Annotated in this window: 15 protein-coding genes; 6 read left to right on the plus strand and 9 right to left on the minus strand. The window is 37.2% G+C overall.

Annotated features, from left to right (window positions below; genetic code table 11):
* The first annotated feature begins 230 nt into the window (after window positions 1-230).
* Both AAFN64_RS09440 and AAFN64_RS09445 read left to right on the plus strand, forming a co-directional pair.
* Window positions 231-815 (plus strand): sigma-70 family RNA polymerase sigma factor, encoded by a 585-nt coding sequence (locus AAFN64_RS09440; RefSeq protein ID WP_347760237.1) that lies wholly within the window; start codon window positions 231-233, stop codon window positions 813-815.
* A gap of 50 nt (window positions 816-865) precedes the next feature.
* Window positions 866-1,009: a hypothetical protein gene (locus tag AAFN64_RS09445; protein ID WP_300485226.1), complete on the plus strand. Its 144-nt coding sequence runs from the start codon at window positions 866-868 to the stop codon at window positions 1,007-1,009.
* Between the two features lie 36 nt (window positions 1,010-1,045).
* Here the strand turns inward: AAFN64_RS09445 and nth are convergent, their stop codons facing one another.
* Window positions 1,046-1,714: an endonuclease III gene (nth, locus tag AAFN64_RS09450; RefSeq protein ID WP_347760238.1), complete on the minus strand. Its 669-nt coding sequence runs from the start codon at window positions 1,712-1,714 to the stop codon at window positions 1,046-1,048.
* A 33-nt stretch (window positions 1,715-1,747) separates the two neighbouring features.
* Here nth and bcp point away from each other — a divergent pair, with 33 nt between their 5' ends.
* Window positions 1,748-2,200, plus strand: a complete 453-nt coding sequence (bcp, locus tag AAFN64_RS09455; RefSeq protein ID WP_347760239.1) for a thioredoxin-dependent thiol peroxidase — start codon at window positions 1,748-1,750, stop codon at window positions 2,198-2,200.
* Window positions 2,201-2,310: 110 nt separating this feature from the next.
* On the opposite strand, the gene AAFN64_RS09460 is transcribed toward bcp, so the two are convergent.
* From AAFN64_RS09460 to AAFN64_RS09485, 6 genes are all read right to left on the minus strand, one after another.
* Window positions 2,311-3,399, minus strand: coding sequence for a virulence RhuM family protein (locus AAFN64_RS09460; RefSeq protein ID WP_347760240.1), 1,089 nt, complete (start codon window positions 3,397-3,399; stop codon window positions 2,311-2,313).
* A 299-nt stretch (window positions 3,400-3,698) separates the two neighbouring features.
* A complete protein-coding gene (locus AAFN64_RS09465) occupies window positions 3,699-5,171 on the minus strand; it encodes a TonB-dependent receptor (protein WP_300485220.1) in 1,473 nt (490 codons plus the stop codon).
* A gap of 294 nt (window positions 5,172-5,465) precedes the next feature.
* Window positions 5,466-8,102: a carboxypeptidase-like regulatory domain-containing protein gene (locus tag AAFN64_RS09470; RefSeq protein WP_347760241.1), complete on the minus strand. Its 2,637-nt coding sequence runs from the start codon at window positions 8,100-8,102 to the stop codon at window positions 5,466-5,468.
* Window positions 8,103-8,837, minus strand: coding sequence for a GLPGLI family protein (locus AAFN64_RS09475; protein WP_347760242.1), 735 nt, complete (start codon window positions 8,835-8,837; stop codon window positions 8,103-8,105).
* Between the two features lie 120 nt (window positions 8,838-8,957).
* Entirely contained in the window at window positions 8,958-9,188 is a 231-nt protein-coding gene (locus tag AAFN64_RS09480; protein WP_347760243.1) for a hypothetical protein, read from the minus strand.
* Window positions 9,189-9,591: 403 nt separating this feature from the next.
* A complete protein-coding gene (locus AAFN64_RS09485; protein WP_347760244.1) occupies window positions 9,592-10,278 on the minus strand; it encodes a TetR/AcrR family transcriptional regulator in 687 nt (228 codons plus the stop codon).
* 291 nt (window positions 10,279-10,569) lie between these two features.
* Here AAFN64_RS09485 and AAFN64_RS09490 point away from each other — a divergent pair, with 291 nt between their 5' ends.
* The 3 genes from AAFN64_RS09490 to AAFN64_RS09500 all read left to right on the plus strand — a co-directional run bounded on the left by AAFN64_RS09490 (window position 10,570) and on the right by AAFN64_RS09500 (window position 12,420).
* The gene (locus AAFN64_RS09490) at window positions 10,570-11,334 is read left to right on the plus strand and encodes an MBL fold metallo-hydrolase (protein ID WP_347760245.1); all 765 of its coding nucleotides are present in this window, start codon (window positions 10,570-10,572) and stop codon (window positions 11,332-11,334) included.
* A 5-nt stretch (window positions 11,335-11,339) separates the two neighbouring features.
* Entirely contained in the window at window positions 11,340-11,837 is a 498-nt protein-coding gene (locus AAFN64_RS09495) for a hydrolase (RefSeq protein WP_300485205.1), read from the plus strand.
* A 76-nt stretch (window positions 11,838-11,913) separates the two neighbouring features.
* Entirely contained in the window at window positions 11,914-12,420 is a 507-nt protein-coding gene (locus AAFN64_RS09500; RefSeq protein WP_300485203.1) for a hypothetical protein, read from the plus strand.
* A 33-nt stretch (window positions 12,421-12,453) separates the two neighbouring features.
* Here the strand turns inward: AAFN64_RS09500 and AAFN64_RS09505 are convergent, their stop codons facing one another.
* Together AAFN64_RS09505 and AAFN64_RS09510 are read right to left on the minus strand one after the other, a co-directional pair.
* Window positions 12,454-13,104, minus strand: coding sequence for an alpha/beta fold hydrolase (locus tag AAFN64_RS09505; RefSeq protein WP_347760246.1), 651 nt, complete (start codon window positions 13,102-13,104; stop codon window positions 12,454-12,456).
* A 1-nt stretch (window position 13,105) separates the two neighbouring features.
* Window positions 13,106-13,432 (minus strand): hypothetical protein, encoded by a 327-nt coding sequence (locus AAFN64_RS09510; protein WP_300485199.1) that lies wholly within the window; start codon window positions 13,430-13,432, stop codon window positions 13,106-13,108.
* Window position 13,433 lies beyond the last annotated feature (1 nt).

The following is a 13,433-nucleotide window of genomic DNA, read 5'->3' on the forward strand; positions in this document are numbered from 1 at the left end:
CGGTTGTAAGACCCCGGTAAAAGCTGGGGTACCGTTGAAAATTCTTTAAAAAACGATGGGATTTACTACAGGAAAATATGTTAATTTTTAAAATCCGTTAGTGTTGTAATAAAAAATTATGTTATATTTGGCTTAACATTAATCCCAATTTAACATTTGCCTATAGGATAAAAATACTTTTTAGACACAATTTCTCAAAAATTCCAAACCAAAAACTAAAAGGTATTATTATGGCTAATGTTGTACTTCCAGACGCTGTCTTAGTGAAAAATTATGTAGGAGGCGATGAAACCGCTTTGGCTACATTAATTGAAAGACATCAGTCCAAAATTTATGGCTTTATTTATTCTAAAGTAATGGACAGGGAAATAACAGAAGATATTTTCCAGGATACTTTTATTAAAGTCATCAAAACACTGAAATCCAAAAATTACAGTGAAGAAGGTAAATTCCTACCTTGGGTAATGCGTATTTCCCATAATCTAATCGTAGATTATTTTAGAAAATCCAAAAAAATGCCGTACCACAGGGAAACGGAAGAGTTTTCTATTTTTTCAATCATGACGGATAACAGTCCGAATGTTGAAAACAGAATCATCAGCGAACAGGTGGAAGTAGATTTGCAACGCCTGATCGAGGAACTACCGGAAGATCAGAAAGAGGTACTGGTAATGCGTATGTACCAGGATCTTAGTTTTAAGGAAATCGCCGATCAAACCGGAGTGAGTATCAACACCGCTTTAGGGCGTATGCGCTACGCGTTAATGAATCTTAGAAAAGTAATCGAAAAAAATCAAATAGTTTTGACAAACTAAACAATATTGGAGTTTGTTTTGCGTTATTATGTATATCCTAAATCGCAAATATGGCAAAACTTTACTCTAAGAAAAAAACAGCAAGTCAAACAATGTTACCTAAAAAAGAAACTATAAGTTTTTTACTCAGCTATTCAAAAGCGCTGACTATTGTCAAAGTAGGTGATTTGACGTTTGAGTCTATTGCTAATTAAGGAACATCCCGATATAGTAAATATCGGGATGTTTTTTTATAGTTTGGATTTGACTTTCGCTTTGTAATACTCGTCAATAACCGATTTCCGTCCTACGGTTTGCGTAATAATGTCTTTTTCGAGATTCCATCCTCTGGCCGGCGAATACTCCCTGCCATACCAAATGATTTGCAAATGAAGATCGTTCCATAATTCCCGTGGAAAAATACGTTTGGCATCTTTTTCGGTTTGCTGTACGTTTTTTCCATTCGATAGGTTCCAACGGTACATCAATCGGTGGATATGGGTGTCTACCGGAAAAGCCGGAACACCAAATGCCTGCGACATAACAACACTGGCCGTTTTATGACCTACAGCCGGTAGCGCTTCCAGGGCATCAAAATCCTGAGGTACTTCGCCATTGTGTTTTTCAATCAGAATCTGCGACAAACCGTAAATTCCTTTCGATTTCATCGGTGAAAGTCCGCAGGGACGTATGATTTCCTTGATTTCCTCGACACTCATTTTTACCATATCATACGGATTATCGGCCTTGGCAAATAACAAAGGTGTAATCTGATTAACGCGTACATCGGTACATTGTGCCGATAATAATACGGCAATCAACAGTGTATAAGGATCTTTATGGTCTAAAGGAATCGGAATTTCCGGGTAGATTTCGTTTAACGTTCTTATAACAAATTCGACTTTGTCTTCTTTGGTCATTTTTTCTACTTTTATAAAAACAAATATACGGTTATGACGACATTAATAAAAGGAGATAAGGCTCCGAATTTTTCAGGAGTGGATCAGGATGGAAAAACGCATACACTGGCCGATTACAAAGGGAAAAAACTGGTTGTGTTTTTTTATCCCAAAGCCAATACGCCGGGATGCACCGCGGAGGCTTGCGATTTAAGAGATAATTTCGAACGCTTTAAAGCGAATAATTACGAGTTGTTAGGTGTGAGTGCCGATAATGCCAAAGCACAGGGAAAGTTTAAAGATAAATATGAATTTCCGTTTCCGTTACTGGCCGATGAGGATAAATCGGTTATTCAGGCTTTTGGCGTTTGGGGACCAAAAAAGTTTATGGGAAGAGAATACGATGGAATCCATCGGACTACGTTTGTGATTAACGAAGAAGGAGTGATCGAAGATGTGATCACTCAGGTAAAAACCAAAGCACATGCCGATCAGATTTTAAAATAAAGAGAATAAATATAGAACTGTTCTTTTAGATAATTTAAAAGTATAGGGCTGTAATAAACAGCCTTTACTTTATTTTTATAGCATTATTTAGTATTTAAAAAGTAATAAAATTAGGAATCTGGATTGTCGTTATGTATATCGTCTTTTTTATTTGATGTTTTGATGGTGTTTTCCGAGGGTAATTTTCTGGATGATTTTATTTTTTCAATGGCTTTGTCGAAATCAGACCTGTACTCACGATCTTGTATAACTCTGAATTTTTCATATTCCTCCAGAGCAAAACTTTTTGCTACTTCTGTTCGTACTTTTCCGGAATTCTTTAAAAGGTCGTATTCGTTGAAATTTAGAAAGGTATCAATCTTTTTAATCCAATCTGCCATGGTCATTATTTTATTTCTTTTGGCTTGTAATTCTGCATAATCGAGATACATATTTACTAAGATGTTTAGCTCTGTTATTTCTTCCTCATTTAAGTAGTTTTTTGCGGTACAAACATCCGACCGCATTATTTTACCATACGTACCGGCGTTTTTCCATGTTGTAAGTCCCATATTCGGTTTGGTAGCATTAGCTCTCGACTTTATTATTTCTGGAGCGGTTTGTTTTGTTATAGCGAATTTGAGTTTGTTTTGTACGGTAGCAAAAAATGTTTGCGTAATTTTTGCTTTAACATCATAATCTACAGCTGTGGTGTATATATCGGTGATTTTCTGATAGAAACGTCTTTCGCTTGCACGTATTTCACGTATTTTTTCTAATAATTCATTGAAATAGTCTTTGCCGAATAAAGCTTTACCTTGTTTTAATCGATCATCATCAAGAGCAAATCCTTTTATCAGATATTCTTTTAAGATGGTAGTCGCCCAAATTCTGAATCGGGTAGCTTTTACAGAGTTTACCCGATATCCTACAGATATAATGGCATCAAGATTATAAAAATCAAGTTCCCTATTAACATTTCGATTTCCTTCTAATCGAACTACTCGAATTTTTCGAGTAGTTGCGTTTTTAATTAATTCACCTTCTGTATAAATATTTGATAAATGGTATGTAATTGTGTTTTCTTCTACGCCGAAAATTTCCGACATGGAGCGTTGCGTAGCCCAAACGGTATCGTCATACAAAACTACTTGAATATTGATAGTTCCGTCTTCCGTTGCGTAGAACATAAAATTCGATTTTTCTTCTAAATTATCCATTTATAACGAGTGATTGATTAGACGAATCATATGATTTAGTGTTTTTTACTAAGTGTAATTTTTCTTAGCGCAGATTTATTAGGGATGTCTGTTTTGATGCTTAATGAGAAATAAATCAAATATACCTCTTTTTTAGAGGCTTTCAAAATGTGATTTCTGCGACCTACTTGTGTTTAATTGATGTGTAATCAGGTAAAAACCAAAGCACATGCCGATCAGATTTTAAAATAATAACCAAAAAAGAAAACCTGTCCGATTTTAAATCCGACAGGTTTTTTTATGATTGTTTTCCAATGTATTTAATTGGATTGTTGTTCCAGTTCCGGCTGATCACCACAACTAAACAGGTGATCGCGTTTGATCAATTCCGAAATTCCTTCCGGTAGCATTTCTTCCCAACCTTCTTGTCCGTCGTGAATCATTTTTAAAACCTCACGGGAAAAGATTTTAAGGTGGTCTTTGTCGAAATCGGTAATGTCAACCACTTTTCCGTTGTAGGCAAAGAATTTATATAACTCTTTCATTCGTGGGTGTACTTTCAGGTTTTGTGAAGTGATCACATTTCCATCTTCGTCTTCCATCGGATACAGGAATACTTTTAAATCGCGATAGAATAATTTACCGAAAGCTTCCAGAATTCCACCGCTAAGATGGCGGTAGTATTTTTCGTCGAAAATATCAATCAGATTGCTAACGCCCATGGCCAATCCCATTCGGGCTTTGGAGTATTCGGAGAAATATTCCACCACTTTATAATACTCCTGAAAGTTCGAAATCATAACTGTTTGTCCTAATGAACAAAGCAATTCGGCGCGATCCATAAAGTCACGCTCGTCGATTTCGCCTTCCGAACGTAGGTTGGATAATGTGATTTCGAAAATAACCATCGTATTATCCTTGTCTACTTTTTTCTCCTGAAGGAACATTTCGTACGATTTCTGGTACATGTCCATATTAACCTTGGTAACCGGGCGGAAACTTCCGCGTAGTGCCAGGATATTTTTACGGTATAGGATCGTTGCCGGAAGTACGTTATTACCATCCGGACCAAACATCACCGCATCGGTCATTCCGTTTTTAACAAGCTGTAAACTCATTAATCGGTTGTCGACTTCTTTAAAACGCGGACCGGAAAAATTGATTGTGTCAATTTCCAACTGATCTTTGTCCAGGTGATCGTATAGGTAACGCAGTAATTTTTTTGGATCGTTGTATTTGTAAAAAGCCCCGTAAATAAGGTTAACACCTAAAATTCCAAGAGTTTCCTGTTGTAATCTTGAATCGCTTTCCTTAAAACGGATGTGAAGGATAATCTCGTTATAGTCTTCCTCCGGATCCAGTTGGTATTTGATACCAACCCATCCGTGGCCTTTATATTGTTTCGCAAAGTCGATAGTAGCTACGGTATTCGCATAACTAAAGAACATTTTGCTTGGGTGTTTGTCTCTTCCTAAACGTTCTTCCACCAGTTGAATCTCGTGGGATAACATCTTTTTTAAGCGGCTTTCAGTAACATAACGTCCATCATCTTCCACACCATAAATTGCGTCACTGAAATCTTTGTCGTAGGCCGACATTGCCTTTGCAATGGTACCGGAAGAACCTCCGGCTCTGAAAAAATGCCTTACCGTTTCCTGTCCGGCGCCGATTTCGGCAAATGTCCCGTAAATGTTTTTATTAAGGTTAATGCGGAGCGCCTTTTCTTTAAGGGCCGGAATGTGTTCAATTTCCCGGTCGCCTTTAAGTGTAATTTCGTTATCTGTGTTTTTCATAAATGCCATAATAGTGCAAAGTTAACAAAATAGGGACTCTAATAAAAGCTAAATAATTCTATTTTTAATGTTAAAATAGCGTTGTTCAAACGATGAAAAATAGTATTCAGGTACTTTTTGCGACTTTATAATAAAGCCGGCATTGCTGCCGGCATTATCAAAAACCGAAAAGAGGATAAATCGTGTTATGCCATTAATTTGCGGGGCAGAACACTGTGAATAATGTTTCACATTACTGTGAAATTAATAAAAATAATTGAATGTAACGGAAAAAAATAAATGATTGGAAGAGAATTACCATTCCATACCGATTCCGAAACCGATATATCCAGCCAGTCGGGTGATGGTTTCACGGCTAAAACTGTTATTGCTATTACTGGTGGCAATTATGGAAGGATTACTGATGTTAAAAATATTATTGCCTTCCACCCAGTATTTAAAATGGGTTTTCGGCTTTTTATAACTCAACTTAAAATCGGTTTTAAAAAACTGACGGTCACTGTCGGTCGTCGAAAAATGCTCCAGACTATTGTCCAGTCTATAAAGCAGTCTGTCATTAATTTGACCGTTAAAGTTTAGAAACGGTGTCCATTTACGCGTGTAAATCGTACTATTAAACAGTTTGTACTGTGTTTCATAATTCGAATACTGACTACCGATTTCGTAATTAAACCAACTGTCTTTAAAAGAGCTGATCAAAGAAAAACGCGCCATAAAATTATCGGTTCGGTAATCATTTTGCTGATCGCCTATAAAGTTATAGCTCTCGGTAAGCAAATACGAAAATGTCGCTTTTGCTTTGGATTTGAGCGGTTTTATACGTTGCTCCACACTGATCAGATTGTTCCAGGAATAACCGCTGGCATCGTTGCGATAGGCTATATAATTGTAATTTCCGACATTGCTACTGTTGCTGGTATTTTCGTTTTTATTCCGGGAATAGGACGAATTGGCCAGAAATAAAAAGCCATTGTAAAGGTCGAATTTAAAATAGTTGAGCGATACAATATTTTGCTCGAATGGTTTTTCGAAAACGATGGTACTAGGGTTGTAATAATTCCGGTAATCGTCGGCATATAGAAAATTGTTTTGGACATCGCTGGCATAAAAACTAATATTCCGGTTATAACTCAGACTCAGGTAATGCAAGTCGGTAAAAGCGATTTTTACTTGTACAAACGGTAACAGATAAGCCTTAGTGGCATCAGACGGCTGTAAAAAATAATTTCGGAATTCCAACTTGGCATTGTATTGCAATAGGGAAACGGCTTTTTTGACCGATATGTCGGCGAAGGCATAATTACTGTTTCGATTTATTTCCGGCTGACCGGTGACTAATGCCGATTGCAGGAGTTCTAAAGACGAACGATTCCATACAAAACCGGCATTGCCACGTACCACATGGTTGCTGATTTTTTGCGTGTATTTGCTAAAAACGCCGATTTCATTACTATTAAAAACATATTCCTGATCAAGCCGCTGATAGGGTGGAAGCAAGGTTTGTTGGTCGGAAAGAAAATCATAACGGTTGTCCTGCTTTTTAAATTCCTGATAGGCGTTGATTGAAAGTAATTTATTACGAGCGAGCTTGGTAACATAACTCAATTGTTGTCCGAAATTAAGTTTAATCGCTTTGTTGTTTTCTTCAAAATCCTGCGGCTGACCGTTTAGAATGCTTTCGGTGTCCCGTTGCCCTTTATCATGACCGGAATCCAGAATGGCTGAATAATTAATCAGGTTATCTTTGTTTGGTTTGTACTCCAGATTTACTTTAGTCTGGTTAAATAAAAAGTTCATCTTACCGGAAATAGCATCCTGAGATTGTAGGGAATTGGCAGTGTTAAAAAAAGTTTTTTCAACCAGACGTTGCTCGGTAAAACGGGAATGATTTAAAATGCTAAAAGCATTAATGCTCAACTTGTCCGTTGGCATGGCACTGATGTTAAGAGCCGCGGTATGCGAACGACTGGTTTCGTTGTTTTCGTTAGCAACCAGAAACTTTGGAATTTTCCCCGCTCCAAAAAACGGATTGCCCATGTCGTTGTTCCGGATATCCGATTTGATGTTGCCGTCCATGTCCATATAATCCCGAAGACTAATCGCCTGTTCGCCTAGGTTATTACTGTCGAGAATAGCGCTGGCATTAAATTTGGGCATAAACCGAAACAGGTTGCTGTGCACTTTATACCGATCGTCATAAGCCGATAGCCCGGCAATATCACCGGTTATTTTGCCAAGGTATTCTTCTTTGATATGGATGTTAAGCGCTTTTTTATTGTTCGTTCCTTCAATATCTTTTATGGCGCCAAAGGTTTCATAATTGTTGATCAAATCAATATCGTCGATCATTTTGGCATTCAGATTTTCCGTAGCCATTTTATGATTTTTACCAAAAAACGGTTTACCGTTGATCAGTAATTCTTCGATGACTTTCCCCTGGGATTTTATTTTGCCGTTATCGTCGATTTCAAGGCCGGGAAGTTTTTCGATAATGTTTTTAAGCTTTTCTTCGTTTCCGGTTGTAAAAGCATTGATGTTGTAGCGAATTGTATCACCTTTTTGCTGTGCTGCTGCGCGCGAACCTTGAACGATTACTTCGTTAAGTTGTTTGGATTTCGTTCTGAGTTGTATCGGAAGATGAATTTCAGGGTTGGAATTAGAAACGGTTATTTGTTGAAATTCCGGATCATACGCGATATGATTGATCTCTAAAATATAATTCCCGGGCGGAGGTATTGCCAGCGTAAATTTCCCGTTATCATCGGATAGTACATAGCTTATGGTAGCGTTTGTCTGACTATCGATGAGTTGCAGGGTTGCCCCGGAAATGCCCTTTTCTGACTGGTAGTCGGTTAGGATACCGGTAATGTTCTGGGCATTTAGGAGCGTGGGTATAACTAGAATAAGCAGTACAAAAAAAGTTCGGATCATTTAGTTCTGGTTTAACACATTCCCCATTCCTCTTTTTAGTTGATCAACTTTTTCGTTTCGGTCTTTTATATAGTTTTCTTTGGATATTTTTTGTCCTTTAGAAGGTTTTTCAAAGTCAAATTGCGCTATCGATGCGACTTTTATAGCATGATACGTTTTCGTATCGGTTGTCAGATCGATAATTAATCCGGGTAATCCCCAGTAGTCTTTTGGTCCGTCATTTATGGGAAGTGAAGGTGCATACCAGGCGGTAACGTTTTCACCGTTTACAACGGCAGTGGCTTTTTTACAGTTAAATTCGCCAATTTTTTTGGTTTCATTGATCAACTTCCAGCTGATTTTATCCAGTTTGTCCGAAACCAGGAAAGCTTTGCCTAAAAGATCGGCTTCCTGTAGGTATTCGTTTGTTTTTTGATTTTTATAAATGCCACCACTTTTCTTACCAATGTTTACGGTCTTGAATTTGGAGCTGCTTTCGCTTAATCCACTGTCTTTATCTGAAGTGTCATTTGCGTTTTGTTCGTTATACAATGAGATACCATCTTTATAGTATAGCGTAAATGTTTTAACCTGAGACAGGTATTTTGATACACGTTCGCGTGTTGCCGGATCGGTTACATTTTTTAACTGGTTCTCAATATTCGCCTGTTCTTCGTACGTTATTTTGGAGGTTTGTGCGGTGATAGTCTGATTCATGCCGATACTGGTTAGTAGGATAAAAATGTAACGTTTCATAGAAATAATTTTTAGGGACTCTAAATTTGGAACTTTTAGTGTGATTTAATCAAAAATATGATTTTTTGACTAAAAAAGAAAGTGTCTGTTATAAAAATAACAGACACTTTGCGAACATTTCTAGTTGATTACCAGATATACGTGATAAGTTCCAATATAGACACCATCCACGTATACATCGTAAACACCTAAATAGATAGCTTCTCCAACTTCATCAGCAGTTTGGCCTAATACCATGTTGCTGGTTAATTCAATTGAAGGATTCGCGTTTGGTGCTACTTTTTCAGAAGTTGCTGCTGAAGCAAATACACAAGGCAGAATCATTGCTGCCATCAAAATAAATTTTTTCATAATTAAAATTTTTTGATAATTAGTTGAAAACAAATCTATTGAAAAAATATATCGCTTGTCTTGGAAATAATAAATTCAGCCTCATTTTTATTAAATTATCATTATCAAAAGATTAATTAATGGTGCAAAATGTGAATATTTTAAAAAATCAATCTATTTTTTTAGATATTTTGAATTGAAAAAACGGTTATATTTTTGTTTTAATAGGTTTTGTATTGTTAAAAAATATAGGTTTCGTTTTAAAATTGATATTTTGTTGTGTTTTGTAACAAATTGAGAAATAATTTAATCTAAAAATCCTTTTGTGAAATCAGGTTGTGTAAAGTGAAAAAAGCGATAAAAAATATAAAAGCATAAAAAAACCGCTTTTCTAAGCGGTTTCTGTATAAAGGTATTTTAAGAATTATTTTTTTGTTTTTTCAGCAGCTTCATAGCCAAAAGCAACAATTTGTGCTAACGCATCTAAAATGGCTTGTTTTCCATCGGGTTGATTGACGTCAATTCCGCAAATTGTAACACCATTGGTCTTGGCGTGTAAGGAAAGGTAGTAGATTCCACCAATCATGATGGCTGTTATGGCGCGCATATTAATACCCGTTCCTTCAAAATAGGGATCTGAATATTTAAATAGTTCTTCGCCTACTTTTTCTCGTAATTCGGCAATTTCAATTAAAAGTGGGTTGACTTCACTAAGTTCCCAAAGAATCATTTTTTGCATTTCGATGTCTTCAAGAAATGCATTAAAATGACCTTGCAGAAAATATTGACCATCCGTTACGCTGACGTGATTTTGTGTGATGATGTCTGGAACGATATCATCGTCATACGAATTCGCCCAGTAATCCCGTTTCCTGATATAGGTTTCAATAAGATTGTTTACATCACCAAAATACGCGTAAATCAGTTTACGGTCTAAACCTGCAGCAGCTGCTATTTTTGCAATAGTGAGACCTGTATAACCTTCCGATTTCAGGACAATTCCCACTGCATCAACAAGTTTTTGCATCGTTCGGGCTTTTTCCTTTATCGGACCCTGCGATACTTTTCTTTTTTTGGGTTGACTTTCTTCCGGTTGCTCCTTATCTTTCATGATCGTCATTGATTTGCAGTGCAATATCCGACATTTTAACTAAAAAGTCAAGTGGTTTTGGGGTTTATGTGTTGTTAGTGGCTTAGTAAGTCGTTTTGTCAGACCCGATTACTGGAATGTAAAATAAAATGTGAACTATTGTACGTGTAGTTTTAAAATGATTTTGATAAGCTGTCATCTCCCGTTATTATTAGGATCGGCTCTAAATTTCTGAAACTATTGTTTTTTAACACAGGGTGTATTCATTATTTTAGAAGAGAGATTCTTATTTTTGTAAAAAAGAAGACTACTTTGAAAGTATATTTTTTGGGTACGGGAACCTCACAGGGGATTCCTATAATTGGAAGTGATCATCCGGTTTGCCTGAGCCGCGATATAAAAGATAAACGATTACGGGTTTCCGCTTTGCTAAGCTGGGATGACCAAGCCTATGCAATTGACTGTGGTCCGGATTTCAGGCAACAGATGCTAGCGGCCAATTGCCGTAAACTCGACGGTATATTGTTTACGCATGAACATGCGGATCATACGGCCGGATTAGATGATATCCGACCGTTTAATTTCCGACAGGGTGATATGCCAGTTTATGCACATAAAAGAGTAATTGAAAGTCTGAAAAGACGTTTCGATTATATTTTTGAAACCGAAAACCGCTATCCGGGTGCGCCATCCGTAACGGTAACGGAAGTGGAAAAGGATTCCGATTTCGAAATCGGCGGTAAAAAAGTAATTCCGGTAAATGCCTGGCATGCCGATTTACAGGTATTTGGCTATCGTATTGATGATTTTGCCTATCTGACCGATGTAAAAACAATCGACCCTGAAGAAATCGAAAAATTAAAAGGATTAAAAGTCCTTGTGGTAAATGCACTTCGGATCGAACCGCATATTTCCCATTTTAATCTCGAAGAAGCACTGGCGTTTATCAAATTAATTGAGCCCGAAAGAGCCTATCTGACGCATATCAGTCATCATATGGGATTCCACGAAGAAGTGCAGCAAACCCTGCCGGAAAATGTATTCCTAGCCTATGACAACCTTGAAATTGTAATTTAACCACTATGAAAAAAGCGATACTCTATCTTTTTATCCTGTCATTACTGTTTAATATTTTTCAGTATATGAACTCGAATAAAATCCTCAAAACACAAGGACAAGAACTTGAAAATGCCAAAACCCGTATCACAAAAGTTCGGGATTCCATCAATACTCTGAAAGAAGAAAAAAATGACAGCGATTATTTTTCTCTGGATTTTGACGACGATGCACAGGAATATTTCTCGCGTTATGATGTGGCTAAAGTCGCAGCCAAAGTAAAAGAAGATCTGGTAACTCTTAACGATGCCAAAACCGGTAACCGTTTGGTACCTTATGAACCGATTAACGGAAATAAATTTATTATCAGTAAAATAAAAATACTAAATCACCGTTGGATTATAGCCGACTTTTACAGCGGATCGGCTAGAGGAGAAGTCCTGTTAAAATATTTTCATAATGAAGATAAGCCTACGGATTTCGAGCGTATTGATGCGATTTTGTTTGCCAATACCGTACAATAATATGATTATTTTGTAACTTTAAAGTTTCAACAGGGTTTCCTTTTTGGAAACCGTTTTGAAGCAAAAAGATAATAGCATGAAAAAAATATTGCCCTTACTTTTATGCAGTTTTCTTTTCGTATCCTGTGATTATATCATGAAAAAACACGATGACGAAAAAGAAGTTGTAGTGAGTCCTAAACCGATGGTTTTAGGAACCGACAGAGACGAACACGGATGTGTTGGTTCTGCCGGTTATCGTTGGTCGGTACTTAAAAATGATTGTATTCGTGTGTTCGAAGAAGGTTTTCGTCTAAATCCGGTAAAAGAAACTACTGTTGACGAGGAAGAAGAAATCGAAGAACCAATTATCAGTGGATTTGTAACCTTCGAAAAAGATGGTGATCGGGCGGAATTGTTTTTGCCGGACAGAAACAATTCGGTTATCCTGACACGTGAAAAAGAAGGTAAACCTTACCACGGAGAAGGTTGGACATTGGAAACCGGTGACGGTTTAAAACTGATCGAAAAAGGAATCGTAAAATATAAAGGTGCCTTAACTGAAGAAAAACAAGTAACGGGAAGTGATAATCCCGAACAATAAAAAAGTCCGGTGATTACCGGACTTTTTAGTTTATTATAAGGTTTGTTGCAACCAGTTTTTAAAATCGTAGAAGTTTTGCGGAGCGACACCATGTCCTACCGGATATTCGTTATAAACAACATCCAGTCCCAAAGCTCTTAAAAATTCTGGGGCTTTTCGAGCCCATTCTACCGGAATAACCTGATCGACTGTTCCGTGGGAAATAAAAAATTGAAGCTTTGAAAGTGCTTTATCGGCATAACCATCGGCCAAAATCGCCGGATTAATATAACCGCTTAAAGCGACTACGCGTTGTATTTTTTCCGGATCGGATAAAGCAACGGCATAACTTAAAATTGCCCCCTGACTAAAACCAACCAAAGTAACTTTTGTCGGATCAATAGGGTAGGTCTCGATTAATTCATCGATAAATTTTGCAATAAGCGCGCGGGATTCGATCGCCTCGTCGTCATCCGAAAATTTATTGGCATCACTATCAAAGTGGATACTATACCAGGCATTTCCGTAAGGCGGCATCGGATGCGGTGCCCGTGCAGAAATAACATAATAATTGTCCGGAAGTTCCGAAGCAAATGAAAACAGATCTTCTTCATTGCTGCCGTATCCGTGTAATAACAATAATAACGGATTTTTATCCGATTTGATTTTGGGTTCTCTAACGAGGTGAAATAACGATAGACTCATTTTATGCTAAATTTTTAAACCAGTCCTGGAAATATTTTCCCAGGATAGGAGTGACTTTCATTTCATTTTGGAAGGCACCTACGATTCCATAGGCCCAAAGAACAAAAAAGAAGATAAAAAATGCAGAAGAAGCCATCCAGCTATCGGCATATCCTACAAAATAAGCCAGGACATAAAAAGCCAGGTGTGTACCAAATGCCTGACGAATGTGAAAACCGGCAAATGGATTTTTGGTTTCCATATTCATAAAAATAGCGATAATGGTTCCGATAATAGTGATATAGCTGATAATAGCGGTTGTTTTGCCTTGCTCTACAGTATTTTGCATC

This window comes from Flavobacterium sp. CAU 1735, from assembly GCF_039888695.1.
In the GTDB taxonomy this organism is placed as follows: domain Bacteria; phylum Bacteroidota; class Bacteroidia; order Flavobacteriales; family Flavobacteriaceae; genus Flavobacterium.